Annotated in this window: 28 protein-coding genes; 15 read left to right on the top strand and 13 right to left on the bottom strand. The window is 41.5% G+C overall.

Annotated elements, in window-relative coordinates; all coding sequences use genetic code 11:
- The first annotated feature begins 142 nt into the window (after positions 1-142).
- From V7K35_RS27615 to V7K35_RS27605, 3 genes are all read left to right on the top strand, one after another.
- A complete protein-coding gene (locus V7K35_RS27615) occupies positions 143-769 on the top strand; it encodes a cytochrome c oxidase subunit 3 (protein WP_334793225.1) in 627 nt (208 codons plus the stop codon).
- A 1,062-nt stretch (positions 770-1,831) separates the two neighbouring features.
- Positions 1,832-3,103 carry a serine/threonine-protein kinase gene (locus V7K35_RS27610; RefSeq protein WP_335083407.1) on the top strand — a complete coding sequence of 424 codons (1,272 nt, stop codon included), beginning with the start codon at positions 1,832-1,834 and terminating at the stop codon, positions 3,101-3,103.
- Positions 3,104-3,217: 114 nt separating this feature from the next.
- Positions 3,218-4,309, top strand: a complete 1,092-nt coding sequence (locus V7K35_RS27605; protein ID WP_335083405.1) for a PstS family phosphate ABC transporter substrate-binding protein — start codon at positions 3,218-3,220, stop codon at positions 4,307-4,309.
- A 365-nt stretch (positions 4,310-4,674) separates the two neighbouring features.
- Here the strand turns inward: V7K35_RS27605 and V7K35_RS27600 are convergent, their stop codons facing one another.
- The 3 genes from V7K35_RS27600 to V7K35_RS27590 all read right to left on the bottom strand — a co-directional run bounded on the left by V7K35_RS27600 (position 4,675) and on the right by V7K35_RS27590 (position 8,901).
- Positions 4,675-6,504 carry a tetratricopeptide repeat protein gene (locus tag V7K35_RS27600; RefSeq protein WP_335083404.1) on the bottom strand — a complete coding sequence of 610 codons (1,830 nt, stop codon included), beginning with the start codon at positions 6,502-6,504 and terminating at the stop codon, positions 4,675-4,677.
- Positions 6,494-7,786 carry an ATP-binding protein gene (locus tag V7K35_RS27595; RefSeq protein ID WP_335083403.1) on the bottom strand — a complete coding sequence of 431 codons (1,293 nt, stop codon included), beginning with the start codon at positions 7,784-7,786 and terminating at the stop codon, positions 6,494-6,496. The genes V7K35_RS27600 and V7K35_RS27595 overlap by 11 nt, the downstream gene beginning before the upstream one ends.
- Before the next feature lie 881 nt (positions 7,787-8,667).
- Positions 8,668-8,901, bottom strand: a complete 234-nt coding sequence (locus V7K35_RS27590) for a hypothetical protein (RefSeq protein ID WP_335083401.1) — start codon at positions 8,899-8,901, stop codon at positions 8,668-8,670.
- 177 nt (positions 8,902-9,078) lie between these two features.
- Between V7K35_RS27590 and V7K35_RS27585 the strand changes: the two genes are divergently transcribed.
- Positions 9,079-9,447: a hypothetical protein gene (locus tag V7K35_RS27585; protein ID WP_335083400.1), complete on the top strand. Its 369-nt coding sequence runs from the start codon at positions 9,079-9,081 to the stop codon at positions 9,445-9,447.
- A gap of 225 nt (positions 9,448-9,672) precedes the next feature.
- On the opposite strand, the gene V7K35_RS27580 is transcribed toward V7K35_RS27585, so the two are convergent.
- From V7K35_RS27580 to ndhC, 6 genes are all read right to left on the bottom strand, one after another.
- A complete protein-coding gene (locus tag V7K35_RS27580; protein WP_335083603.1) occupies positions 9,673-9,795 on the bottom strand; it encodes an SUMF1/EgtB/PvdO family nonheme iron enzyme in 123 nt (40 codons plus the stop codon).
- A 204-nt stretch (positions 9,796-9,999) separates the two neighbouring features.
- Positions 10,000-11,802 (bottom strand): SUMF1/EgtB/PvdO family nonheme iron enzyme, encoded by a 1,803-nt coding sequence (locus tag V7K35_RS27575; protein ID WP_335083399.1) that lies wholly within the window; start codon positions 11,800-11,802, stop codon positions 10,000-10,002.
- 1 nt (position 11,803) lies between these two features.
- Positions 11,804-12,199, bottom strand: a complete 396-nt coding sequence (locus V7K35_RS27570) for a Pepco domain-containing protein (RefSeq protein WP_335083398.1) — start codon at positions 12,197-12,199, stop codon at positions 11,804-11,806.
- Between the two features lie 249 nt (positions 12,200-12,448).
- Positions 12,449-13,012, bottom strand: coding sequence for an NAD(P)H-quinone oxidoreductase subunit J (locus V7K35_RS27565; RefSeq protein WP_335083397.1), 564 nt, complete (start codon positions 13,010-13,012; stop codon positions 12,449-12,451).
- Entirely contained in the window at positions 13,005-13,742 is a 738-nt protein-coding gene (gene ndhK / locus V7K35_RS27560; RefSeq protein ID WP_335083396.1) for a photosynthetic/respiratory NAD(P)H-quinone oxidoreductase subunit K, read from the bottom strand. Before ndhK ends, V7K35_RS27565 begins: the two co-directional genes overlap by 8 nt.
- The gene (gene ndhC / locus V7K35_RS27555) at positions 13,733-14,095 is read right to left on the bottom strand and encodes a photosynthetic/respiratory NAD(P)H-quinone oxidoreductase subunit C (RefSeq protein ID WP_196526961.1); all 363 of its coding nucleotides are present in this window, start codon (positions 14,093-14,095) and stop codon (positions 13,733-13,735) included. The genes ndhK and ndhC overlap by 10 nt, the downstream gene beginning before the upstream one ends.
- Positions 14,096-14,463: 368 nt before the next feature.
- Here ndhC and V7K35_RS27550 point away from each other — a divergent pair, with 368 nt between their 5' ends.
- From V7K35_RS27550 to V7K35_RS27525, 6 genes are all read left to right on the top strand, one after another.
- Positions 14,464-14,799 (top strand): rubredoxin, encoded by a 336-nt coding sequence (locus tag V7K35_RS27550; protein ID WP_334798017.1) that lies wholly within the window; start codon positions 14,464-14,466, stop codon positions 14,797-14,799.
- A 460-nt stretch (positions 14,800-15,259) separates the two neighbouring features.
- Complete coding sequence (locus V7K35_RS27545; RefSeq protein WP_335083395.1) at positions 15,260-16,279, top strand: photosynthesis system II assembly factor Ycf48; 1,020 nt, start codon at positions 15,260-15,262, stop codon at positions 16,277-16,279.
- A gap of 263 nt (positions 16,280-16,542) precedes the next feature.
- The gene (gene psbE, locus V7K35_RS27540; RefSeq protein ID WP_069071322.1) at positions 16,543-16,791 is read left to right on the top strand and encodes a cytochrome b559 subunit alpha; all 249 of its coding nucleotides are present in this window, start codon (positions 16,543-16,545) and stop codon (positions 16,789-16,791) included.
- A 9-nt stretch (positions 16,792-16,800) separates the two neighbouring features.
- Positions 16,801-16,938: a cytochrome b559 subunit beta gene (gene psbF / locus V7K35_RS27535; RefSeq protein WP_174708531.1), complete on the top strand. Its 138-nt coding sequence runs from the start codon at positions 16,801-16,803 to the stop codon at positions 16,936-16,938.
- An 8-nt stretch (positions 16,939-16,946) separates the two neighbouring features.
- Positions 16,947-17,069, top strand: coding sequence for a photosystem II reaction center protein L (locus V7K35_RS27530; RefSeq protein ID WP_322670285.1), 123 nt, complete (start codon positions 16,947-16,949; stop codon positions 17,067-17,069).
- A 70-nt stretch (positions 17,070-17,139) separates the two neighbouring features.
- Positions 17,140-17,259, top strand: a complete 120-nt coding sequence (locus V7K35_RS27525; protein WP_012411803.1) for a photosystem II reaction center protein J — start codon at positions 17,140-17,142, stop codon at positions 17,257-17,259.
- Between the two features lie 325 nt (positions 17,260-17,584).
- Here V7K35_RS27525 and psaI read toward each other — a convergent pair whose 3' ends face one another.
- Both psaI and V7K35_RS27515 read right to left on the bottom strand, forming a co-directional pair.
- Complete coding sequence (gene psaI, locus V7K35_RS27520) at positions 17,585-17,731, bottom strand: photosystem I reaction center subunit VIII (RefSeq protein ID WP_273762117.1); 147 nt, start codon at positions 17,729-17,731, stop codon at positions 17,585-17,587.
- A 194-nt stretch (positions 17,732-17,925) separates the two neighbouring features.
- Positions 17,926-20,727, bottom strand: coding sequence for a hypothetical protein (locus V7K35_RS27515; protein ID WP_335083394.1), 2,802 nt, complete (start codon positions 20,725-20,727; stop codon positions 17,926-17,928).
- A gap of 542 nt (positions 20,728-21,269) precedes the next feature.
- Between V7K35_RS27515 and V7K35_RS27510 the strand changes: the two genes are divergently transcribed.
- Positions 21,270-21,467, top strand: a complete 198-nt coding sequence (locus tag V7K35_RS27510) for a hypothetical protein (RefSeq protein ID WP_335083392.1) — start codon at positions 21,270-21,272, stop codon at positions 21,465-21,467.
- Positions 21,468-21,548: 81 nt separating this feature from the next.
- Entirely contained in the window at positions 21,549-22,028 is a 480-nt protein-coding gene (locus tag V7K35_RS27505; RefSeq protein ID WP_335083390.1) for a Tic20 family protein, read from the top strand.
- Between the two features lie 3 nt (positions 22,029-22,031).
- Here the strand turns inward: V7K35_RS27505 and V7K35_RS27500 are convergent, their stop codons facing one another.
- On the bottom strand, positions 22,032-22,805 hold the full coding sequence (locus tag V7K35_RS27500; protein WP_335083388.1) for a fumarylacetoacetate hydrolase family protein: 774 nt from the start codon (positions 22,803-22,805) through the stop codon (positions 22,032-22,034).
- Between the two features lie 411 nt (positions 22,806-23,216).
- Between V7K35_RS27500 and rpsF the strand changes: the two genes are divergently transcribed.
- Together rpsF and V7K35_RS27490 are read left to right on the top strand one after the other, a co-directional pair.
- Entirely contained in the window at positions 23,217-23,561 is a 345-nt protein-coding gene (rpsF, locus tag V7K35_RS27495; protein ID WP_335083386.1) for a 30S ribosomal protein S6, read from the top strand.
- 247 nt (positions 23,562-23,808) lie between these two features.
- Positions 23,809-24,369, top strand: a complete 561-nt coding sequence (locus V7K35_RS27490) for an Npun_F5560 family protein (RefSeq protein WP_334793529.1) — start codon at positions 23,809-23,811, stop codon at positions 24,367-24,369.
- Positions 24,370-24,890: 521 nt separating this feature from the next.
- On the opposite strand, the gene V7K35_RS27485 is transcribed toward V7K35_RS27490, so the two are convergent.
- Positions 24,891-25,241, bottom strand: coding sequence for an STAS domain-containing protein (locus V7K35_RS27485; RefSeq protein ID WP_273762129.1), 351 nt, complete (start codon positions 25,239-25,241; stop codon positions 24,891-24,893).
- A gap of 487 nt (positions 25,242-25,728) precedes the next feature.
- Here V7K35_RS27485 and V7K35_RS27480 point away from each other — a divergent pair, with 487 nt between their 5' ends.
- Positions 25,729-26,361: a DedA family protein gene (locus tag V7K35_RS27480; protein ID WP_273762130.1), complete on the top strand. Its 633-nt coding sequence runs from the start codon at positions 25,729-25,731 to the stop codon at positions 26,359-26,361.
- The last annotated feature ends 60 nt before the right edge of the window (positions 26,362-26,421 follow it).

Genomic DNA, 26,421 nt, shown 5'->3' with positions numbered 1-26,421 from the left:
GACTGGGGACTGGGGACTAGGGACTGGTTAATTAATTCTCTTCCCAATGCCCCATGCCCCATGCCCAATACTTCTCTACGAGAGGCTGCGCTCAGTACAAGTTCCCAATACCCAATTCCCAATACCCCACTTATCAAAATTCATGCAAAGTCAAACTATTGACCCAGCTAAAACCGAACTAAATCATCACCACGCGGCGGAGGCGTCCGTCGGTCATCACGAAGAACATCCAGACCATCGTCTGTTTGGGCTAATTGTCTTCCTGATTGCTGAAGGGATGATTTTTATGGGGTTGTTCGGAGCCTACTTGGCTTTCCGTGCTACCTTACCTGCATGGCCCCCAGCAGGTACCCCAGAGTTAGAGCTATTGCTACCTGGAGTCAACACCATCAATCTGATTTCTAGTAGTTTTGTCATGCATAATGCTGACACTGCAATCAAAAAGAACGATACGCGGGGTATGCAAATCTGGTTAGCAATTACTGCTGCGATGGGTGCAATTTTCTTGGTGGGTCAAGTATATGAATATACCCATTTAGAATTTGGTTTAACTACCAATTTATTTGCCAGTGCATTTTACGTTTTGACTGGTTTCCACGGATTGCACGTTACCATCGGCGTTTTGGCAATTGTTGCTGTGTTGTGGCGATCGCGCGTTCCGGGTCACTACAGTAACGAAAAGCACTTTGGCATTGAAGCAGCCGAAATCTACTGGCACTTCGTTGACGTGATTTGGATTATTTTGTTCGGATTACTGTATCTACTGTGAGTATTATTTATTAGTTGTTCACTCCACGCTAACAAGTTAATAGGCCCCCATTCGGGGGCTTTTTTTATTAACATAACGCTACCGTTGCCGCTAGCTGCCCTGATGCCACATTATTTTATCTATCGGCTGACAACAAAACCTAAATTAGGACAGTTTCTAAAAAATTAAATATTTGGGAAGTTATCTAAACCGTTATTTATTTACAAAAAATATATTAAAACCAGCTCAGACTTTTCGCACTAGAAGTTTTGCTAAATGTAAATGAGTTATTGCAAGTGATACAGACGCGAATAAAAAGTGGGAAAAGTGGGAAAAGTTGGATATTTTGGAGAAATTATTGAATAACTAGTTAATATGCTGTAACTTGATATCTCAGTGATTGACAACTAATACTTATTTGCCTTAAAAACCATCACTCGATATTTACCTCAAGAACTTACCTGCTCTTTTTTAGTTTTGTCGAAATCACGTTGCTGTGATGACGCGATCGCGGTTAGTAATGACTAAAATCTGGTAACAAAATTGTGGTGGACACCGGAAGGGATATTTGTAGCTTTAAATTCCACTGTTAAAGGTTTTGTCAGTAATCAGACCCAACAGTTGAAATAAATGAATCCTCGATTTTAGACTAAATTGGAATTTTAAGGCTACAACCCTTATGTGACAAGGGTTATCGACTTATGATTTCAATAAATCATAAGAATCATTAAAGCCTTTCGGATAAGGGTTTAGCGGTTTAATGGATAGAATTAGTCTCAACTCCAATAAATCTCTTAGCTCCTGAATGTTGTCTTCATACCGCAGTTATAAATAAATACTGTGGACTAGTGTTAAACTTACTTAAGTGATAAAATTTTTGAACTATTTCAGAAATAAATTTTATATGTAAAATACCTATAAAGGTATTAAATGAGCTAATCAAGCGGCTAACCATAAAACTGCTCCAAAGCATAGGTTGTATGAAAAGCTGACTGCCTTAAACACCAACAAATCTAGCAGCAGGTATTCATAACCTCACCCAAGCTCTGAATGGTCAGCAAATTAACAAGTAGTAGACACCATATGAGCCAGAACCCTCTAGTCAGAAAAACACTCCGAAGTCGCTTTGAGACTGTCAAACTGCACAAAAGCGGAGGATATGGTAATACTTACTTGTTGGCAAGTCCTAGACGTAACAGACATCAATACTATCTTGCTGGAAAAACACTTCGGAATCGCTTTGAGATTGTCAAACACTTAGGAAGCGGAGGCTCTGGTGATACATACTTAGCCGTAGATCTGGATTTACCAGGACAACCCCATTGTGTTGTCAAACATTTCCACCCAAAAGATCGCAATCCTGCTGTTCTACCCATCGCTAAAAGTCTATTTGATCGGGAAGCGGAAGTTTTATACCAACTAGGCAACGCTCATGATCAAATTCCTAGATTGTTTGCCCATTTTAATGAAGATGGAGATTTTTATTTAGTCCAGGAGTTTATTGACGGTCATGCCTTGACTCAAGAAATTGTATCAGGTCAGCGTCTTAGCGAGAATGCAGTCTTAAATTTATTAAAAGACATCCTGGAAGTGCTAGCCTTCGTCCACCAACACAATATTATTCACCGGGATATCAAGCCCCAAAATTTAATGCGGCGGCACTCCGATCAGAAGATTGTGCTAATTGACTTTGGGAGTATTAAGAAAATTGGTGCTTTGGGAGCAGGCTTAACAATTGCTGTTGGGACTCCTGGCTATATGCCAAGCGAACAGGCTAAGGGAAAGCCAAAACTTTGCAGCGATATCTATGCAGTAGGGATGATTGGCATTCAAGCTTTGACAGGCTCAATACCTGAGCAACTCCAAGATGATCCTAATACTGGAGAAGTTATCTGGCGCGATAAAGCACAAGTAAGTGATGGTCTTGCAAATATTTTAGATACAATGGTTCGCGATCGCTATAACCAACGTTACCAGACTGCTGGAGAAGCTTTGCAAGCGCTTAATTCTGATCTGGTGTTGTCACAGTCTTCACAATCTGCTGGCATAAACCAAAATACTGATGATAGTTATTCGCTAACTTATAGAAATTTTATTTTGCTGCTGGGAATAGGGCTTGGTGCTATCACTAGTTTGATAGTAATAGTTTTAATCTATACATTCATTAATACAGGGACATCGCCTTCAAAGCAACCTACTCAATTAAATAATTTTATAGAAAAATTTATTGAGCGACGGTTCACTAATCTTAATCTGAATAGCATCACAGCCAAATTAGCAGTTAACAGAGGAGCTATAAAAGCAATTCCACTATTGCAAAAACTACCAAAGAATAAATTGAATCTCACTACATGAAAAAGATTTAATTATTTACCAGCACTCATAAAACTGGCTTATTCCAGATTTGCTTTTAACCTAAATATCTATAGATTCCTGTAGGATAAATATAATAAAGAATATTTGAAAATAATGGACAATACAAACCAAAAAAAAGCTTTAATTAACAGTGAAATAGCCCTCTTTCTTAGAGGTTTGATTATTGGTAAAGTGCTGACACTTATAGTTATTGGGGGACTGCTTTGGTGGTTACTGAAGCCGAACTTATTGTCCCGCAGCAGCGTTGATTCCTCCAATCAAAGTTCTAACGCCATCTCTAGTAAGACCCCCCCTAGTACTGGAGGATCAACTTTTCAGACAGTCGCTGATATCCCCAATGCCTCATTTAACTACGGAGGCAGTACAGCTTGGGCATCTATCCGGCAATTGGTAGATTCTCAGATCCAAAGCGATCGCCCTGAACTACAATTGCGCTACGTAGACCCTGTTAATGGTAGCCCTGGTTCTAGCTCAGGCATTCGGATGTTGCTTGATGGGAAACTAGACTTTGCTCAGTCTTCCCGTCCTCTTACAGATGAAGAACAAGCTATTGCAAAAGAGCGAGGCTTCACCCTTGAGGAACGTCCCGTGGGTAAGGATGGGATAGCAGTGGTAGTCAACCCATCACTCAAAGTGTCAGGTTTAACTGTTGACCAATTGCAGCAGATTTATTTAGGGAAAATTACTAACTGGAATCAAATAGGTGGGCCAAACCTGCTCATCACACCTTTGTCTCAACGACCAGAGGACGCAGACACAGTAATATTCTCTAGTAACAGCGAATTGAAGGGGCAAGCACTTGGCTCTAATGTGCAGTATGTCTACTCTACAACAGAGGCAGTGCGCCAACTTAGTAAAACCCCTGGTGGCGTATATTACGCTTCTGCGCGTTCAGTAGTATTTCAATGCAGTGTGAAGGCTTTGCCATTGGGTCGCACTTCTGGTCAGCTAATTCTCCCCTATCGCGTACCGATGGTGTCGCCTGAGCAGTGTCCACGTCAGCGCAACCAGATAAATACTCAGGCTATCAAAGATGGTAGCTATCCCATTATCGCTAACTTGTCTGTGATTATTAAGCAGAATAAAGGTCGGGAACAACAGATTGGGGATGCCTATGCCGAACTTTTATCAACTGACCAAGGGCAAAAGGCAATTCAGCAAGCTGGTTTCGTCGGGGTTCGGTAGTACAGCACAATCTAATTGATAATGCTAGGTAGCATTAAACTTGAAATTTATAAAACCCAATTCTGATGGTAAACCTCAGCATACAGCCAACAAGTTGATAAAACTTAGTTAGCGATGCCTGCGACGGGCTACGCCTACACACTTTCCATTACATGATTGATTTGGTGCAATCGCACTTTACAGCAGATTGCGAGTTGGTGAGGTACAAAAATACCCCACCCTAACCCTCCCCTTATAAAGGGGAGGGAACTAGATTTTCCAGTTTCCCCCCTTTATAAGGGGGGACTAAGGGGGGTAAAAATTCGATTAAAATCACAGCCAACCACTTTTCAAACAACCTCTTAACCCAAAATGATGTTTTTCCTCTATGTAATGCGTTCCCCGAAGAGGTTGTCGTTCGCGCAGCGTGTCGTAGACAAGACATCGTACTCTCCATTATTCTGCATTGCTGCGGCAAGTTTTTCTAGATTTTGACGAATATTGAGACTACGAATATGATTAACGCCCCAGACTCGTTCACAAATATCTAAAGCTTGCAAATAAAGCGGTTTCGCTTCATCATAACGTCCAGTTTCACGATAAATTTCTGCCAGATTATTGAGACTTTCGGCAACATTGGGATGATTTTCTCCCAATAGGTGCTTATCAAGTTCTAAGGCTTTTATACATAAGGGTTCCGCTTCATTATAACGTCCCTGCTCCCTATACATATAACCAAGAGCATAGATAGTATCTGCTAAAAGTGGATGCGCCTTTTGCAATAGACGTTCTTTAAGTTCCAATGATTGCAAAAACAGAGATTCGGCTTGATCGTAGCGTCCTTGAGCGCGGTATATCAATCCCAAATTGTGCAAATCTGTTGCAACTTCGGGATTCTCTTCTCCCAAAAATCGCTTATCTAATTCTATTGCTTGTTGCGACAACGGTTCAGCTTCGCTGTAACGTCCTTGATGATAATAAAGTAGCGCTAAATTATTCAATATAAAAGCCAAAGAAAGATGATTTTCGCTAACCAAACGTTTTTCGAGTTCTAATGATTGCAGATACAAAGGTTCTGCTTCGTCATAACGTCCTTGTTCATCATATAATAGTGCCAAATCGTTCAGACTAGCGGCGACATCGGCATGGTTTTCTCCCCACAGGCGTTTCCTCAGTTCCAAAGCTTGTTGATATAGGAGTTCCGCTTTACTATATTGTCCAGTAGATTTGTATAGTCCTGCCAAATTATTCAAGCTAGTAGCAAAAGAAGGATGGTTGTCTCCCAAAAGACGTTTCGTCAGTTCCAAAGCTTGTTGATATAGTGGTTCTGCTTGGTTGTAGCGTCCTGTTGCGCGGTATAGTCCTGCTAAATTGTTGAAATTAGTAGCTAAGTCTATCTGCAAACCTAATTCATTTTGCAATTCAATCGCTTTTTGCCAATACTTAATTGCTAGTTCTTGTTCTTCTTGATAATTCTGAAACTCACCCCGATCTAATCTGCTGCGGTAAATATCACCCAACCTTGAATATAAGGTAGCCAAACTGGGATCTTTAATTCCCCGTTCCTGTTCTACTTTCTCGATTAATCCTTGTAAATCTTGGATGGGTAAGAAAAAGGAGTTATCTTGATTAGTATCTGTGCTAGCTAATTCCGTGTCTCTAAAAACAAACCGTATATGTTCTAGTTCTTTACCAGGAATAGCATTCGTCTTTTTAGATTCAAACCGGAATACACCATTACGCCAACTCCAAAAGTCAGGGGCTTTTTTAATCAGGTTGACTAAAATTTGGTTAGTTACCCAAAGCACGATCGCAAAAGGAAACTCGCGCAATCCTTCCCTTGTCCACTGTAAGTAACCAAAAAATTTCTCCTGTTCTGATTGCTCTTTTCCCAATCTGAGAAAATAAAGTTGTTCAGCACCCGTCACAGTGATCACCGCCTGGTTATGCTGACAAAGATATTCTTCTTGTTGTACCAGTTGATTAAGAACAGCTTTGAGACTAGGTTCCTGACGTGCTAAAGTCACTCGATATGGACGGAAAGCAGGTTGTAGTTCAGCTTCATACTGGGTAATAATCTCATCACGAAAGCTTGCATCATTGCAAACTGCAATCAGTAAATTTAAGCCCCGTTTTTGAGCTTCAATAGAAACAATTAAATCATCATACGCATCTTGATTCTCTCCCTCATCCTCTAAGAATTCTTCATTTAACATTAATAGCTCCCTGTCTTCTCAAGCTTTCGATAATAATTGGATGAACATCATACCAAGTTTCATCAGTGCGATATTCTAGAACATACAACCCATGTAGCAAATCCAAAAACTCTGCTTGTTTGGGGTCATTGGGCATAAACTGTTCATAAACACTCTGCAAAATATCTATATCAGCTTTTCCTAAACGGATAGAAAAATCATTGCGGATTTTATTGATTGCTTGAAGGAGAATTTTATCATCAATAATAATTTCTGCTGAGGGATTTCGCCGGATCATCCGCAAACAAATCCGGCAACATTCCTTAGAAATACGAATTAACTCTCGCAATACACCACCACTGGAAATCACAATTTTTTCAGCAGTTTCTGCTGTGATTAATTCACTGGAGATCCGCTTTTGTAAAACTTCACCGAGAATCTTTGTTGCTTCCGGGCGAGGTTTGGCATTAGGGAACCGATTTTTACCTTTCTCAAAGATTTTTAAGACAGGCATCGCCACAACCTGGTCGTTGGTTTCAGTGGTAATTATTGTACTGATAAATGTTTCCCGAAGAACTGCGATCGGGATAGTGTAGATAATTTGAAAGTTAGGTTGGCAGAGAGCTTTAATATTATCTCGATAAATTTCGTTAACTCTTCCTAAGTCAAGTTTATCTAAATCATCAATAATTACTAAAACGTTTTGTTGAGTTGCAGTTTGAATTAGCGCAGCAATTTCATTAATTCTGGCAACTAAATCTGATAATTTACGTTCAAATTCTTGCTTAATTTCATCCCTAACACTAGCATCAGCTTTTAATTTAGAGCTAATCAATTTTAGTAGGTCAAATCCTATACTAGCTTCTGCTTGTAAATTTAATTCTTCAGTGCGAGTGCGGGTAGCAAACCACTTATAAAGAGCTTCTTTAGTAGATTGAGGAATATCAACTTTGCGTGCTTCTGCCTCGGTCATCAAATTAACTGCGATCGCAAACAGGATATTAATATGATTAACAGCCGACATTTCAATTTTGTCAGCAATAGAGAATAGAACTACAAAATATTTATTTTGAATTTGTCTGCTAAACTCAGCTAACAAAGTGGACTTACCACATCCCCGATGTCCTGTAAAGACAATTTTGCCATCTCCATTAGGACTATCTTCCACTAATTGGTTAAGGTCTGCAATCAAATCATCACCATATTCGACTCTAAATTTTTCCATTTCGTTCCGTTCCATCAATGGAAACAGTTCGAGATTGCTGTATGCTTCTTGAAAGGAGTTTAATAAGTCTTGAGACATCGGATAGTGTTGTAAAGGTGCTAACTATCCATATAATGGCTCATGATTTTTCAAGTAGAAGTTTAGGTAATGTCTAAGATAGAGTATGCCTACATAACTTCTCAAATTCCGTTAAAAAATAACTACTAGGTGAGTGGTATGTTATGTCTTAAAAAGAGATACCCTAATCCCTAAGTTTCAACCTATCAATAAGTAATAGAGGTGAATAATTAATCAGACTGAATGATAGATTATACATTCGATAATTTAAACTGAATGATAGATTATACAGATAACATCCTGAAAGCTACTTAACACATAAATAAAATAAAATTTTCAGTTATAAAAATAAATTTTTAGTGTGCTTCGTCTCATCCCCCTCTAGCCTATGCGATGGGTAGCTGTTGTTACTATTGGTTTAGTAAGCGGGTATTTCACTTTTGCAAATATACCTAGTACCGCAAGGCGGACGAAAGTAAAAAGTCAAAAAGCTTAGAAGAGAGGCTTTTGAACGATTTGAAATAGTTGCTTTATTTACGCTGTGCTGTTTTACCCCACCCTAACCCTCCCCTTATAAAGGGGAGGGAACTGGATTTTTTTCCTTATCACTAACTGGAAGCGACACCCACAACTCGCCTGCGATCGCCTTATAAACGCGAGGGAACTGGATTTCTTGTTTCCCCCCTTTCCAAGGGGGGATTAAGGGGGGTAATTCGACTTGTGTACACCCGCCCCGAAACGGAGAGAGGCTTTGATTCTTGCTCCAAGGGAAGAGGCTGGGGGTTAGGTTTGAAAGAAAGTTGCACACGGCGCTAAAAAGCATTATTTTAATTCCGCCTTGCGGTAATAGTCGCAACCCCACAAATAAATCCGTGGGGTTGTTCTGTTGAGCTAATTAAGCCTTATGGAATTATTTGAACAACTTTCACCAAACTAGCTTTTGCGACTTGTAAACCAGCTTTTGCGACTTGTAAACCAGCTTTTGCGACTTCTAAACCAACTTTTGCGACTTCTAAACCAGCTTTTGTGACTTGTAAACCAGCTTTTGCAACTTGTAAACTAGCTTTTGTGACTTGTAAACCAACTTTTGCGACTTGTAAACCAGCTTTTGCGACTTGTAAACCAGCTTTTATCAACGAATTTCAGCAAATATACCCGCATCTATCTAGTTGGTTAATGCCATCCAATGCTTTTATAATTCTGTAACTTCACTGTGGCTGCTGCATCTGATTATTGCGTATTTTAATGATATATAAATAACTCAGTGTTTAAATTCAGGGTTATTTATAAATTAATCCAAACAGGAAAACTATATGACGCAACGCAAACGAAACTCCATAGCACTCACCAAAGCTGAACGACGGATTGAAGGAATGCAGACAATTAACTCTCAGTTAGACTTTAGCAATGGGTTTTCAATTGCTACTTACAGCACTAAAGTAATTGAGTTACGAGAAAAGTTAGCCGCTTATAATCAAGCACAAACAATAGTAGATAAGACACACAATGCATTAACAGAAACAGAACGTGAGTTAAATATTTATACTGAGCAGATGCTGTTGAATGTTGCATCTCGCTATGGCAAAAATAGTGATGAGTATGAAATGGCTGGTGGAACGCGCAGGTCAGATCGTAAAAAAGCACGTCCACTAGTAAACCAAACAGTAACATCTGTGAAGTGATTAGACCTCTTGCAAAAATCCTTGAATCACCCCTCCTCAACCCTCCCCTTATGAAGGGGAGGGGCAAGATTTGAAGTTTCCCCCCTTTATAAGGGGGGATTAAGGGGGGTCTATTCGACTCTGTTTTATATTTTGAGGTTGTCGCCTTCCTCGCTGGTTCAGGTCTGGACTCCCTGGTGTACGCTCGATAAATTCCCACTTATCAACTCTGACAATGGGGAGTACTCACGCCACAGCCACCGCTACCACGCGAAAACCAACATTGTTGTTACGATTCGCGCGCGCGTTGTTGTTGCGATCGGCAGAACGGCAATTCCTAGCGTTGTTGATCCAACTACCGCCACGCAGCAGCTAAAATCGACCTGCCCCATGCTCAAATTCTCAAACTAAGTGAGAAATTTGATTGAAATGTAGTGTATAATAGTTTTGATATAAAGACACCACTTCTTGAAAAAAAATTTTTGATCCGCCTGTGGCCGAGAGGGAAAAAGAAGGCAAAAGAATAAGAAGTGCAGAGGGCAAAAGGGGAAGAGTGTAAAGGGCAAGGAATCCTCACGCCACAGCTACCGCCACCACGCGAAAACCAACATCGTTGAGACGAAACGCGCGCGCGATCCAAGGGCGAGCGGCAGAACGGCAATACCTAGCGTTGAGGTACCAACTACCGCCACGCCGCACACTTTGGTCATCATTTATACCAGTTAACAACGCATTAAGATAACTTTCCAGATCCTGGTAATTGTTATTATATACATTTAGACACCACTCAAGTATATTACCATGCATATCGTATAAACCGAAAGAGTTAGGCGGAAATTTTCCTACGTCTGTTGTTTGTTCACGATATTCGCCCTTTGGTGCAGAGCCGTAAGGATAGTTACCGTTGTAGTTAACTAAATCTGTAGTAATCGTTTCACCAAAATAGAATGGGGTCTTGGTTCCAGCACGGCAAGCATACTCCCATTCGGCTTCGCTGGGTAGTCGATAGGTTTTTCCTGTCTTCTGACTCAACTTTTGACAAAATTTTACTGCATTATGGCAACTTACCTTTTCTACAGGTCGTTTCTCACCTTTGAAGTTGGAAGGATTACTGCCCATAATTGCTTGATACTGTGCCTGGGTAACTGCATATTTCCCCATGAAGAACTTAGGAACTGTTACTTGATGCAGTGGACTTTCATTATGTCGTCGTTTCGCTTCCTCTAGTGGTGAACCCATCATAAAAGTTCCCCCTGGTATCTGCACCATTTCCAAGGTGACACCATTACCTAAATTTTCTTCAAAATATTTCGCTTCCTCATTACGGCGGTTGGTGATATTTCCTTTTACATTTACCGTAACCACTTCAAATTGAAAAGTTTTTAAGGGATTTTTTTCAACTGTAAATATTCCCTTTGTGGAATTTTCAGCACTAGGACTAGGTTGTGGTGAAGGTGGTTGTTGACGTTCCCACCGCAACCGTTCAATTCGTTGTAAACTTTTCACCGCCTCCATATCCTGTCCTGAAGCCGCAGCTAATACCCGAATCCATAATTGCTCTGCTAAATCTAAATTCCTGTTTACTTCTGCTTGGTAAGCATCATTTTTCAATGTGGCAATATCCGCTAGGGTTGCATATCGTGGCACAAGTATTAGGTGGGATTTATTCACAGGTTCAGCAATCACATAAGGCGTTTGCCTTGTATTTTTATGCTGGCGAACCAGTTCAGGCACGCGAAACTTGAGATATTGCTCCAATCGTTCAACAGTAGCGCACTTACCTTGAATTCCTAACCCTTCTAGTAATGCCTTGGTAAAAGCACCTTGTTGTAAAGCATTAATTTCATAAGAAAACTCTTGGGGAATACAAGAAAATATGCTGATAACTCCTTGTTGGCGTGCTTCTTCTGCGGTTTGTCGCCCAATTCCTTCACCTGTTTTTTTACCTTCATTGCGACAAGCATCTAGAATCAAGACAACATTATCAGCACCGCAGCGACGCAGACGTTCACTCACAAAGTTAATTGCTATTGCCGTGTTTTCAATATCCTCTGGATCGCCATCACAGGGCATGAGATAATCACGGTCAGCGTATCTTATCCCATGTCCACTGAAGAAAAACCAGAAATTATCCCCTGCTCCCATAAAGGGATTGTCAAATAACTGGCGCAAGATTCGCAGCAAGTTAGTGCGAGTTGGGCGAGTAGATTTTCCGTCAACAGGAGGAGAGTCATCAGAGAAGAAAAATATCCGCTCAAATCCCGCTTCATTGCCAAGAAACTCTTGCATTAAGAGTGCATCCCGCTTGGCATAGTTTAGCGGTTGCAGATAATCATACTGGTTAATACCAATTGCGATCGCCCAATTTTTTGCCATTTCATTGTGATTCTTGGCGCTTGAACTTCAGCTTAATCGCTCCTTTAGTCCCAGCTTTGGCACCATTACCAATTAATTTAACTTCCCCATCTGCACTAATTTCTACCGATAGTTCAATTTCATCTAGCTGCATCTTGGAGTTAACTTTTGCTTGCTGTTCAGCTTGACTAAACAAACTTCCCACAACTTTGAGAAAGTGAGTCATATTTTGCTCTAATGTTTGAGCGCTAACCTTAACAGCATCTCCTACCCCTTTGCTACCAATACTTTCCCTGATAGCTTCATCTCCCCAACTACGTGTATTCGTACTCCCGCCTTTAGCACCTTCAGGAATCGATATTTGAGGGGTATCATCCGTCACAATCCAAATGCGATCGTCTTGGGGTGTTTCCGACATATTACTTTAAATATTTAGATTAAATCTTCCCACATCATAAATACAACGGTAGAGATAGCAATTCCGATTACTAAGAAATTTCACTGAGCATCTTAGACATTGCACTAAATACGATAGAGATGCCCAGAGCGATTGCATCTCTCCTTTCTCTGCCAACCTCTGCGCTTCCCTCCGCGTCCCTCTGCGTTAAAAAAACTACCCCTCTCCGCCACCGGAAAGGGGTTAATCACTGCCGAAACTCAGCAATCTCTAATAAGCGTCTTGCAACTCGTAAAAATCAGGCGAGATATAATCCTTCCGCAAAGGCCAACCTACCCAATCTTCCGGCATCAAAATCCGCTTGAGATTTGGGTGTCCTTCGTAGATAATGCCCAACATATCGTAAGACTCACGCTCTTGCCAATCTGCGGTCTTCCAAATCCAGTACACAGAAGGCACTACAGGATTTTCCCGTGGTAAGAACACCTTAACTCGAACTTCTTCGGGGCGATCGCTATTATCACCGACTTTATTCAAATGATATACACTCACCAATTCCTGTCCTGGGCCAAGGTCAACACCACCTTGAAACTGGAGATAATTAAACCCATAAGCATAAAGGGCTGTAGCAGTGGGAAGCAAGAAATCTGCCCCCACTTTAATTATCTCTACACCATTCTTGTCTGGTGCTAAAAACTCATGGTCAAAGCCATTTTCCGTCAACCACTGGGAAACTTTACCGGCTTGTACCAATGACTCTTCTTTGGCCGCTGCGACCGGTTTAGATTCTTCTTCGTCGTCTGCTGGTACTGGTTTAGATTCTTCTTCAGCCACGAGTTTGTTCCTCCTTTTGCGCCTTTGCTGTCAGCAGTGCAGGTGGTATTGGCATACCTATCGCTTCTGCCAATTCCTTCGGTGGTGCAGAGCGAGTATCTGACTGCAAATACTTACCAGTTAAGATTTCCTCTACTGGCTTCAGATTATGAGTCGTGCTGTAGTAGCGGTGGGTTTGCTTAATTTTATACCGCTCTTGCATCGATTCATTGGCGATTTTCTTCCGCAGCTTAATGATTGCGTCGATAATTGCTTCTGGACGGGGAGGACAACCAGGCAAATACACATCCACAGGAATCAGTTTATCAACTCCACGCACTGCTGTTGGGGAATCAACGCTGAACATCCCGCCAGTAATTGTGCAAGCTCCCATCGCAATTACATACTTTGGCTCTGGCATTTGTTCATAAAGACGCACCAGTTGGGGAGCCATCTTCATCGTAATAGTCCCTGCTGTAATAATTAAATCGGCTTGGCGGGGGCTAGAACGGGGAATTAGTCCAAAACGGTCAAAGTCAAATCGGGAACCAATTAAAGCTGCAAACTCAATAAAGCAGCAAGCAGTACCAAACAGCAACGGCCACAAACTAGAAAGCCGCGCCCAGTCGTAGAGATCATCAACCGTCGTCAAAATGACGTTTTCTGAAAGGTCTTGAGTGACATTAGTCCGCTCAATGGGGTTGATAATTCGCTCTTTATCCTGGGTTGTTAAGTTAGAATTCAAGACCATTCCAAGGCTCCTTTACGCCATGCGTAAACTAAGGCGACTACAAGAATTGCAATAAAGACTAGCGCTTCAATAAATGCTAATAGCCCCAAACGGTGGAAAGCTACCGCCCAAGGATACAAGAAAACAGTCTCTACATCAAAGACGACGAAGACCAGAGCAAACATGTAGTAACGGATGTTGAACTGAATCCAGGCTCCCCCGATGGGTTCCATACCAGATTCATAGGTGGTGTGCCGTTCGGGGCTGTAACCACTGGGTCGTAGCAGCTTGGATGCTGAGAGCGCTAAGGCAGGTACTAGGCTACAGATGATGAAAAAGCCTAGAAGGTACTCGTAACCGCTGAGGACAAACACAATGAGTATCTACCGCTTATGGAGTATTTTAAGTAGTGACTGGGGGTGGGGAGTGGGGAGTGGGGAGTAGGGACTGGGGACTGGGGACTGGGTACTGGGTAATGGGAAATCCTTCTGAATCTCCAATCCCTTATCCCTAATACCAAATTCTTTATTTTTAATCCCCAGTCCCCAATCCCTAGTCCCCAGTTCCTAATCCCTCAGTTGCGTAACTTTCTTTTACATTATATCTGTTTGGTTTTTCTGAAATCTGGCAAACAGATGCACTTCAAGTATTTAATTCGCTTTTGATAGTGATAGAAAAGTCTAACAATTATGTCATAATTTTTAACGTATATTTAAGATTTCTCCTCTGCGAGGCCTTAGCCATGAGCGAACCAGCTGTTGAGACTTCGGTGTTAGACCGCTACGAGTGTCGAGCCTGCGGTTATGTTTACGAACCGGAAAAGGGAGACGACAAAGATGATATTGCTTCAGGGACAGCCTTTGCAGAACTGCCCATAGATTGGCGCTGTCCAGTTTGTGCCGCGAAGAAGACCGCTTTTGCTAACATCGGCCCTGCGGGTACTGCATCCGGCTTTAAAGAAAATCTCGGTTATGGTTTGGGTGTCAATAACCTAACGCCAACCCAAAAGAATATCCTAATTTTTGGTGCTTTGGCTCTTGGCTTCTTGTTTTTTATCAGTCTCTACGGTTTACAATGACAGCCGTTATCTCAGAAACACGGAGTAGTGAGTAGGGAAAGAGATTTTAATTATTACTTGTGTGATTATAATCACACAAATATGTTACTTTATCTATTCCATAGAGCGTTTAATTAAGCTAAAAAATGATTACTTTTTTACATTGATTAACAGTGTATTCTCTGATAAAATATCAAAGAATCAGGTGAGAATCCGTAACGTCAAGCAACCTATATACTGATAAGTTGCCTCTGAGGTGTTACAGCAAGTAATCGCAAACATGTTGCTTCTCAAAGCAAAAATTACGCTAAGAGCAAAAAAGTAAGAGTGTATAAAACTTGTTTTTATGCATCGGTTGATACGCCTTGGTTAAGATTGATCTGCTCAACTTATGTAAATGTTTGCAAATTTTAGCAGAAAAGTATCAGTAAACCTTTTAGAGAACAGCTACAGAAATTTAGAAACAACTTAAGAAATACTAATGCATTCAATTGTGAAAGGTTGGCAACGAATAGCTGCCTTGTTGATAGTAGTCCTCATGTGTATAGGTTGTAGCAAAATCCCATCTGTTAGCTACAACCCTTGGAAAATCATTTCTGTGCCAACAGACTCGAATCTATTGGATATTGCTTTTACTAACAACCCTGAGCATGGCTACTTAGTAGGTAGCAATGCTACCCTGTTAGAAACCAATGACAGTGGTAATACCTGGAAGCCGATAATATTGCAACTGGATGAGCAAAAGTATCGCTTTGACTCAGTAAGTTTTGCAGGAAAAGAAGGCTGGATTGCCGGAGAGCCTGGACTGTTGCTGCATACTACCGATGAAGGTGGTTCTTGGTCACGTATTCCCCTGAGTGAAAAGCTACCAGGTAGCCCGATCGCAATTAAGGCACTGGCAGACAAAACAGCTGAAATGGCTACTGATGTCGGAGCAATATATAAGACCACAGATGGCGGCAAAAACTGGAAAGCTCAGGTAGAATCAGCAGTAGGTGTGGTACGTAACTTGGAACGTTCTGCTGATGGTAAATATATTGCAGTTTCCGCTAAGGGTAGTTTCTACTCGACTTGGGAACCTGGGCAAGATGCTTGGGTACCCCATAACCGCAATAATTCTCGGCGGCTAGAAAACATGGGATTTACTGACAATGGGCAATTGTGGTTACTAGCTAGGGGAGGCCAAATTCAGTTTAGTGATCCAACTAAACCTGAAGAGTGGGAAAAGGCAAAATATCCAGAGGTATCCACCAGTTGGGGTTTACTGGATTTAGCATATCGCACACCCAATGAAATTTGGATAGGTGGCGGTAGCGGTAATTTGCTACGGAGTGGCGACGGTGGCAAAACCTGGGAAAAAGACCGGGCAGTGGAAGAAGTTGCTGCTAATTTGTATAAAATAGTGTTCTTAGAGCCAGAACGGGGATTTATAATTGGCGATCGCGGCGTTTTGCTCAAATATTTACCAAACCCTGAAATAACTTCCCCAGAAGCAGCTTAATGGGGACTGGGTACTAGGGACTGGGGACTGGGGACTGGGGACTGGGGCGTTTTTTAAAAATGCTCGTTTTACCCCATAACTTTTTAGATCCCCTTAAACTCCGCGATAAATTAGGGGACTAAGTAAGAGTTTTCCCAATCCCTAATCCCCAATCCCCAATCCCCAATACCTAATTTCTGAGAAGAACGTTGCAACTTGTAACTCTTTCTTAACTTTGTAGGATAATAAACTCAATAACACTCTATGTAAAGGTAAGGATCTAAATGTCAGGTACCACTGGAGAACGTCCGTTTTCGGACATCATTACCAGCGTTCGTTACTGGGTAATTCACAGCATCACCATCCCAGCATTGTTTATTGCAGGTTGGCTATTTGTGCAAACTGGGCTGGCTTATGATGCTTTTGGCACACCTCGTCCCAATGAGTATTTCACACCAGCACGCCAAGAAGTGCCAATTGTGAAGAACCGTTTTGAAGCTAAAAAACAAGTTGAACAATTTATCGGAAAGTAGTTTGAGATCATGACTAGCAGCAATAACATCAATCAACCAGTTACCTATCCAATTTTTACCGTTAGATGGCTGGCAGTTCACACTTTAGGTGTACCAACTGTATTCTTTTTAGGCGCGATCGCTGCAATGCAATTTATTCACCGTTAGGAGCAATTATGGTAGAAAGATCCCCCAATCCCAATAATCAGCCGGTTGAACTAAATCGGACTTCTTTATACCTGGGATTATTAATGATTTTCGTTCTGGGTATTCTGTTTTCCAGTTACTTCTTTAACTAATTGGAATTACTGTTGTTAATTTTTGTTTATTGAACCTGTATTGATTTGTTGTTAAGGGAGGAGAGAAGCTGTGTCTGGAAGTGGGAGAATTCCCCTGTGGGTCGTCGCTACGATCGCAGGTTTAGGTATAATTACAGTCTTGGGCATTTTCTTTTATGGTGCCTACGCCGGACTTGGTTCTTCGATTTAACATTGGTTTGAACCGAACACTATAAGTTAGGATTTTCTAGCATTTGTTGAGAAATCAACGTTAAAAAAACCGCCTGTCTCATAGAGATGGGCGGTATTAATTTTGGTAAATGTATCCGACAGAATTAATAACTCTCGCTTCTTTGAAAACTTGACTAATGAACGCCACTTGCTCCTCCTTTTGGGAGAATGGGAGCCACTACGCCCTGGTGACTGGTGACAAGAATTGTAACAAGTGGCGTGAGACGCTCTTGCTAGCTGGCTTTTGAGCAGGGGTACAACTTTGGAAACCAGAGCAACGCAGTGGCTCCTAATGACTACATCAGTTAAATATCGCTGATATCGTCGCTTTCGATGTATAAAAATAGAAACGCGAAGACGACACCTGGCAAAACCCAACCAATTATGGGAATGAAGATAGAAGGCAAGTACGAAGTACTAGCCAGGATAGAAGGCAAAAAATAAGCTGCCATAGTAAAGGTTCCTATCAAATCACACTACAATTCAAAATGAGCTTACTGCAAATTCTGCCAGATTTTTGAAATTCTTTCATATTATTAACACAGGTAATATTGGCAGATGAGGACTCTTAAAGTGCAAAACACTCTTTCTTTGTCCTCCTTGTCCCCCTGATCCTGCTGATTCTTAAGTTACTCGCTCGTCTTGATCACATACCCAAAAGTTCATCTAGCTGCAAGTTTGGCAAGTCTGGAGGAATCACAGTTCGCACTATTGTAACTTTGTGACTCTCCTGTTGGGTTGTCAGATCAAGTGCGATCGCTTCTAAGCGAATTTCCAAACAGCCAAAGGGAATGTTTAATAGGCTCATCACTTCCAACTCTCCCAATGCATTAGGTAGTAAATTTGTCAATAAATGGGGCCCATCTAGTAACCAGCGAGTTTGATAATCTTCAACCCATAACTTGACAACCACTTGCGGAGGTACTTCCGGGAGTACTACGCGCACTATGATATATTTGCCGGCGATTAGTTCGCCTTCTGGTACATGCAGTTGGGGAATTGGCAAAGGCTCAATGGCTGCCGCAGTTATGGGTAGAGAAGGGGATAAACCTAAAGGTGGTTGCTTCTGTTCTTCAAAGGAGTAATTCTTCTTCGCCTCGGCTTCCAGTTCACTATATATGTCATCTACAACGATTTCTTGCGCCAACCAAGCTGACGCTATATTTATTTTTATCGGAGGAGGAGGGGGCGGTAGTTGTCTTACCACCATTGAGAGTGTTGGTTCAGATACTTTTTCTCCTAGCGTATTTTCCCCTGTCTCTAGATCAGTTTCCTTTGCTGTGTCTACATCTTCCCCAAAGTTACCAAGATCAAAAACCGCCTCTTGGGCTTCTTCCCGTGTCTCTATATCAGCATCTAGGCTTAATAACAAGTTGAGATCAACATTGGGAGTTTCAGCACTAAGAGAAAGCTGGGTTTCTTGGGCTGGAACATAGTTATTGTAGTCTTCAGGTTCGAGATCATTGATGGATTCAGGCAAAGAGTATCCTTGGCTGTGCATCCACTTCCTGAGCAGGGGAGATGAGTAAAGATTACCTGTTTTAATCAATTGTGCATTTGGCTGTGCTTCTAGTGCAGCAACAGATTCTTCCTGGAATTGTTCATTTGGCTGGGCTTCTAGTACAGCAACAGATTCTTCCTGGAATTGTGCATCACCCACCACTAATTCAGGTGTATTTTCATCTTCAACTGTAATTGCCTCCAACTGCGGGAAGTTTTCAGCCGCTTGAACTTCCAATGCATCTGGGGGGACATTGTTTTTTACTTCCTCTGCATCACCCGGCAAAGCTTGTAGCCGTCTCAAGTATGGAAAAGTAGCGTCGAGTATTCGCATTCGACGTTGCTTGATGACCAACTGCTCCAAGTTGATGGCAGCTATAGGAACATCCTTTTCTAAAAGCTCCTCCTGTGTAGGGAGTTCTGCAACAACATCTGTGGCAGGGTTAACATCGGTTTTAACAGGTGGCAATTTCGGCAATTGAGGCGAAGTGGCTGAATTCTTTAAGTTAGATGTCCGCAAGGTGACTTCTTGCAGAACTTGCAGGTTAATTTGCGGTGGTAGGGGTGTATTTGGGGATGGATTAAGGATCTGCGACTGGTCTGTTTTTGGAATCTTGACCAAATTGAATAGTTTCAAATCGATCCTCACGGCGGTTTCCGGCTCCGTGAAAGCAGTAGACGAGTCAGATGGTGCTATGGAGTTATTTAAGGATTTACTAGATTTTGCTGCGGCTGTGATTGCCAGTAATTCTGTTACATCTGCTGTAATGGTGAACGACTGGCTGGCTAACCGGATGACTTGAGCAACATCGGCGAATCTACCATACAAACTGATATCTGCCAAAATTAACTTAGATTCACAGTCAGCAGGAATATCAATTGAGGTATTGATGGTGAAGGGCAACTCCTGATCTGGTAAGGGTTGCCGTACCTGGGTTAAGATTTTTGAGTTATTGGGCGATCGCAGTTCAATTCCTAGTTCAAGTGCCCGCAGGCTTTTTGGGGATAATGTTTCAGCCTGATCTAGATTTGTCTTTTCTTTAAGTTCTATATGTCCATTGATTGTAAGAGCTTGTCCCCAACGAGCAATGTAAGTATCCTCACCTAAAGTTAGCAGTAATGGTGGCGGTGGTTGTGTTGCTAGAGAATCTGTAACCTTTTCATCTTTGGGTAAGGGTTCAGAGGTGGGTAAAGCTAAATCTATTAAATTTTGTAAAATCTGCTCTACTGTCTCACCTTTGAGCCACACAGGACTCACAGGCTCATCGCTAACTATAATATCTTCTTCTGTTTTATCTAGTAGAACAGTGGTACTAAGCTTACTGTCTGTAGTAATTGCCACTTCTGTGGAGACAGCGATCGCTTTATCTAGCGTAATTGGCGATTTTGGTGGGATAGTAGATTCCAAGTTTCTTTCTGGCAGAACAATGGTAGCGGGGTTATTGTCTGTAGCAATTGCCAGTTCTGTAGAAATAGCGATCGCTTTATCTAACGTAACTGCGGGTTTTACTGGGGTAGTGCATTCCAAGTTTTCAGAAACAGGATCTGGGTGATCAGGTGAATTTGATTCTACATTCTCCTCCTGCTCCCCCTCTCCTTCCTGGGACAAGACTTGAAGTTGGACAATATATTGCCAAGATTTACCCAGCAAATCCGACATCAAATCGCCGCTACAGCGCAACTCCCAAACTCCCGGAGCGAAGTAGGTAAAGGGAATTAGCGCCATTAAGCCTTCTGAATTAGTGCGACGCGATCGCTTGAAAATTCGCTGCTTTGGTTGAACTTCATGGGTTGAAGAGTGAGTTACCCGCACTTCCACATCTGTATTTGGAAGGTTAGAACGAGCTAAAACTCTATAATGCCCTTCCAAAATCTGCAAATTTGGCGATTCTAGGATATGCCACGAGCGAGCGCCTTGTTTCTGTATCAGAAATTGCCAGTGTTCCATTGTAAGTGATGTTCATACCGACGAGTCGCTTAGTAATATTGTGTATTACCTTGCTTGCAAGTTTACCTCAGTAATTTGTAAATGCATCACTTAAATGGCTATCAAGTTAACTCAGTTTTACTTACTTGAGTTCTCGCACTTTAACTAGTCGCATCAAGGGAATTTCACTGGTTCGTCGTGTTGCTTGTGCATAAAGCTTTTGTTATTTTCCTGAATGTTAACTTTGACCCTCTCCAGTGCTAAATTAACAGGGATGCAATGAATACCGTTGGTTGTCTCTGCTCAACCTTGTACGAATATTTATGTACTATTTTTTACCAAAAATATAATTTGCAATAGACACAACACACAATAAATTAAGATTCACTTGATAATTTTTCTTGAATTGCAATCGCCCACGCCGGGTGCAAAGCGCCATCGCCAATCACAACAAACCACCTTGTAAAACTCGCCCAATTTACCTGAAGCGGTTCAAACCGCGACAAAGCGTGTCCTCCCCTGAGTCAATGTGGGTGACAATGAGGATTTACAGGAGGGATTCGATGCTACTCATTTTAATGGACGAGCAAATCCTTGCCCCTGAGCAAGTTTGCCAGTCTTGTTTACTTGCTGACGGGAGCGGTCAACCCCGTTGGCGTGGGGGTAAACTGCGTTGTGGTCAAGCCATTCGCAAACTTAGTCAACAGCAGCCTGACCAGTACGAGTGTATGATGGGCTTCCGCATCGCCCATATAGAATAGTTGAATTTGCCAGCAAGACCAAGTAACTGCGTTATCCTAAGCTCAAGTAACTATATAAATTTCACCACAGGAGAACGCATAATGTCTTGGCGCGGGTCTACAACGGTTTCAGATCGGATTTTTGCTTCCTTGCCTTATTTGCTGCCCCTAATTGATGGTTTAGTTTTTGGCAGCTTTTTGTTAAATCAGTTTCCAGCACTAAGAGTCCTGCTTTTACCGCTGCAACCAGTGTTAATAATTTACGGTAGTTTAGGACAATTTGGACAAATAATTGTGTTTTTTGCGTTGTTACTATTGGTGGTAAGAAACGAAAAAATCAGTCACTTCATTCGTTTCAACACAATGCAGGCAATTCTTTTGGACATAGTTATATTTTTATGTTCCATACTGGTAGGAGCTTTAGGAAAGGTTCCTGGTACTGGCTTTGCAATAGAAACAGTAGCCAACACCATCTTTTTAGGGGTAGTGGCAGCAGTTGGATATTCAGTCATTCAGTCGTTGATCGGACGTTACGCGGAAATTCCGGCGATTTCCGATGCAGTGCATATGCAAGTGCGTTAGAAGTTAACGAACCGCTACAATGTTTTCCAGGCGACCAATACCTTCAATTTCTACGCGGACGCGATCGCCTGGATGCAATGGACTTACACCCTCAGGTGTACCTGTAAGCACCAAATCACCGGGTAGTAGTGTCATAACCTGACTGATATAGGAAACTAGAACATCGGGGGAAAAGACCATCTGATTGATACAGGCAGATTGGACTGGATTAGCGTCGTCATTCACAAAAGTTTGCAATCTCGCTCCTGGATTTAATTCCCGCACAATCCAAGGACCCAAGGGACAAAAAGTATCAAAACCTTTGGCTCGTGTCCATTGACCATCCTGTTTTTGTAAATCTCGCGCTGTTACGTCATTGGCGATGGTGTAGCCCCAAATTTTTGTTTGGGCTACCTCTGGTGTACATTCATAGACGTAATCGCCAATCACTAATGCTAACTCTCCTTCGTAGTCAACTCTTTGTGACTGAGGAGGATACTTAATTTCCCTCTCAGACGGGATGATAGACGTAGGTGGCTTAAGAAAGATTAGTGGCTCAGAAGGTACTGGAGTTCCCATTTCCTCTGCATGATCTGCATAATTCTTACCCACCGCCACAATTTTTGAGGGAGCGCAGGGAGCCAGAATTTGGTAATTTTCTGGTGTCAAAGTTAAATCAGTGGGTTGTCCTTCTAACCAGGGCGGAGCATCTAACACCTGCACATTCAGGGATAGTTGTAGTATCCCATAGTAAATTTGTCCTTCTTGATTTTGAATTCGCACATAGCGCTGCGCCATAACCTTGATGAATATCCTTTTATCTGCTTTTTTGTTGCTGTGAGCGGGTAGCAATCCTCAGTTAGCTTTTTAGTGAACCGATTCAGCCTTGAACCTGAAAGCGATCGCTATAGATGCCTTTAGGGAAATATACCCGTTGGCGAAGCTGATAGCTTGATCAATTTGCTGGCGATCGCCAAAAACTGGATTCTTCTTGCTAAAGAAATATCACAGTAGCCTCCCAACCTAGTTTTCATTAAGGACATCCAAAAAATCCAAACCTTGGCGATTTGGCTGATGAAACCAAATTGAAAACTGGTAAGATTATAGTTCCTTGTTGCTTCAGATGTTGATTAATACTGATATTTAAAATTTATCCTAAGTATAAATCAATGTCAGCAGCCGTTTTTGTCCATGAGGAGACTCAAAAATATGACTACAACTTACGAAACAATGTATATCCTTCGTCCTGACTTGGGAGACGAACTGATAGAGCAAGCAGTTACCAAATATCAGAATTTGCTTCGCGATCAAGGTGCCGAGGATATCCAAATTCAAAATCGTGGTAAGCGTCGCCTCGCTTATGAAATCAAAAAACACCGCGATGGCATCTACATTCAGTTAAACTACGCTGCACCTGCAACTGCGATCGTCCCCTTTGAACGCGCCATGCGTTTGAGTGAAGAAGTGATTCGCTATTTGACAATTAAGCAGGAAGCCGAACAAGAAAAACCCGCTAAAGAGGAAAAACCCGCTAAAGTGGCTGCAACAGTCTAAGAAGATGTGTTGTATCTAATTTACTTCTTAAACATCGTCTAAGGGATATGGAATAGGGAATAGGGGATAGTTTTCCCAATTCCCAATCTCCAATCCCCAGTATCTAATCCCATTCAATGAAATTTTGTCTTTTTCTTTTTCCGTGACTTGTCTGGGAATACTAAATTAACAAATACTTGCCAAAGGTAGTACTCCCGCAGTTATACCTAAGAGTGGACAAGATTCTGAATGGGAGATGTAAGCTACTGTGAGCCAATCTGATACACCCAATATTCAAGTTCTCTCTACGGAAGTATCGCAGCTACGCCAAGAGTTGCAACTTCGCGATCAATTAGTGCAACAACTATCTCAAGAACTCTTCCGCCTGGTAAAGGGTAACACTAGTTTTATGCCCCAACAGCCGGAGGTTGAGCGCGATCTGACCCAGTTACAGGCTTTGCAAGAACAACTCCAAGCTGTGGAGCAGCAGGTGGCGTTCTATCAAGAGCAAATTACAACTCGTGACTCCGAAATTTACCAATTGCGACAGTCAGTTCAAGAACTCACCGATCGCACTCGGATGTTGGAGCAAGTAGTACAAGAGTTGCCTCAAATTTACCGTCGCAAGTTTGAGGAACGGATGACGCCAGTCAGAGAAAAAGTAGCAATGCTACAACGGGAAAACCGCCAACTACAAGCAGAACTGCAAAGTGTGAGTTACCGTTTAGCACTCAAAACTCGCAATGCTAGTCACAGCGGTATTGATTTGCCAAATTTCCCCCGCCCAGCATCCGAAGAAACTAGCATTGCTACTCCCCAGAATGCCTAAAGTTACCATTATGGTGGAATCGAAGAGGTAAGAAATTGGTGCGGCAGAGAATCTTGGAGACATCCAAGTAGTACATCAAGGCAAAAATAACTATAGAGTTAGAAATAATGCAAAGGCTGATATTCTAACCTTTCTTACCTCCTGCTTCCTTGTACTAGTTGCGTTAGGCAAGTCTAATTAGCTCAAAGTAATTTGCAGAGGCTGGGGAGGATCACAAAGAATTGCATTTGCTTTGACCGATTTTGGTCAATCAATTTTGGATTTTAGATTTTAGATTGACCCCAGCAATCAAGTTACTTGAAAAGTCAATTAATTTGAGATTTTGGATAATAGAATTATTCTCGCGTTCTAATTCGGGGGCTTCTCTACGATCCGCTGCGCGAACAGACCTTTTTAAATTTTGGATTTTGGATTGAAGATTCAAAATCCAAAATTTAAAATCCGCTGAGGATATTTGGGTAAATGTGAAAAAATGCAAATATGGATTGACTCTACCATCCTTCTAAAGGTAGATTTATTAGTTAGCGTGCTAGCACCAGATTATTATTTTCGGCAGTAAAAATGTCTTCGTAAGTGTGAAAAATTTCAAACACTGAATCTAGGTGGGTAAGTTCAAAAATTAGCCGTACAGGAGCTTGCACATTGCATAAAACCAAGCGGCAACCACTCTGACGGGCAGCTTTCAACCCTTTTACTAAAGGGACTAACCCAGAACTGTCCATGAAATTAACTTCTACTAGGTCGATAACCCAGAGTTGATCAGCTTGGGGTACTACTCCAGCCATCTGTTGACTTAAAGCCTTACCGCCTTCCAAATCTATGCTTCCTTGGGGTTTAAACAAAATCACTTGAAGTTCTTGTGTAAGAGTCATGAATTTAATAGGGTAGTTGGAACACTTGACAAAAAATTGAAAAAAGACATCAATACCTTTTCTCTTTCAACCGCAAAATTACTGTTTTACCCAGATATTTGGGCAATTGCAGTCGTGCAGTTGAGAGAGATTGATTCAGTATTCATGCCGTATAATTTGTAATAACTTTCATCAATATAGGCATAACCGCCTAACAATTTCGGTATCAACCGTATCTTTTACAATATTTTTATAATTTAACTAGATATTTATAAATTTTTTATGAATTTTTTAATTTTTTTAAAAAAAATATTAAATCGTGGTATTTAGTTAGAAAATCGCATAGTTAACAGTCAAAAGTTCATCGTTATCATAGACTATAAACTCTGGTTAATTCAGAATTAAATTAATGACTCAATGACTCTAATATAGCGGTTTGATTGACACCCCACCCAAAAACAAGCAAAGATATAATAAAAGTAAAAATTTGTAAAGCCGGCGGTGCAGGATGTCTTTAGAGTTGATTTCACTAGAAAACATCCAGAAAGTCGCTCATATATACGGGTATTGGGCAATTTTTTTGGGAATTTTGCTAGAAAATTTAGGCATTCCTCTTCCTGGTGAAACCGTGACCTTAGTGGGCGGATTTCTAGCTGGCAGTGATGAACTAAATTTCTGGCTAGTTCTCGGTGACGCAATTATGGGTGCTGTCATTGGTGGCACTTGTGGTTATTGGATTGGTAGAGTTAGCGGTTGGCCTTTTCTGGTAAAAGTTGGTAGCATACTTCGGATTTCGGAAGTGCGGCTGCTGACTATTAAAGATCAATTTAGTCAAAATGCTGCTAAAGCAGTATTTTTTGGACGTTTTTTGGCGTTGTTGCGAGTTTTTGCTGCACCACTAGCTGGTATAGCCGAAATGCCCTTTGGAAAATTCTTTTTATACAACTTGTTAGGAGCAGTTGCTTGGGCTAGTTTAATGGTGACATTAGCTTTTTTTGCGGGCAAAATTGTCTCTTTAGAACAATTGGTTGCTTGGGTGGGTCAATTTGCGATCGCAGCGTTACTAATCCTCGCTGCCTTAATTGTTGTGCCCCTGTGGCTAGAGTCTCGCCAAGTTAAGGAAGTGAGGAGTGAGGAGTGAGAAATAAGGTGAAAAGTTATTTCTTTTAACTTTCACTTTTTGTATTTTGCATTTTTAACT

It is taken from the genome of Nostoc sp. (assembly GCF_036917275.1).
In the GTDB taxonomy this organism is placed as follows: Bacteria; Cyanobacteriota; Cyanobacteriia; order Cyanobacteriales; family Nostocaceae; genus Nostoc.
Note: the sequence above shows the minus strand (reverse complement) of the source record. Positions and strands in the feature narration are given on the sequence as shown.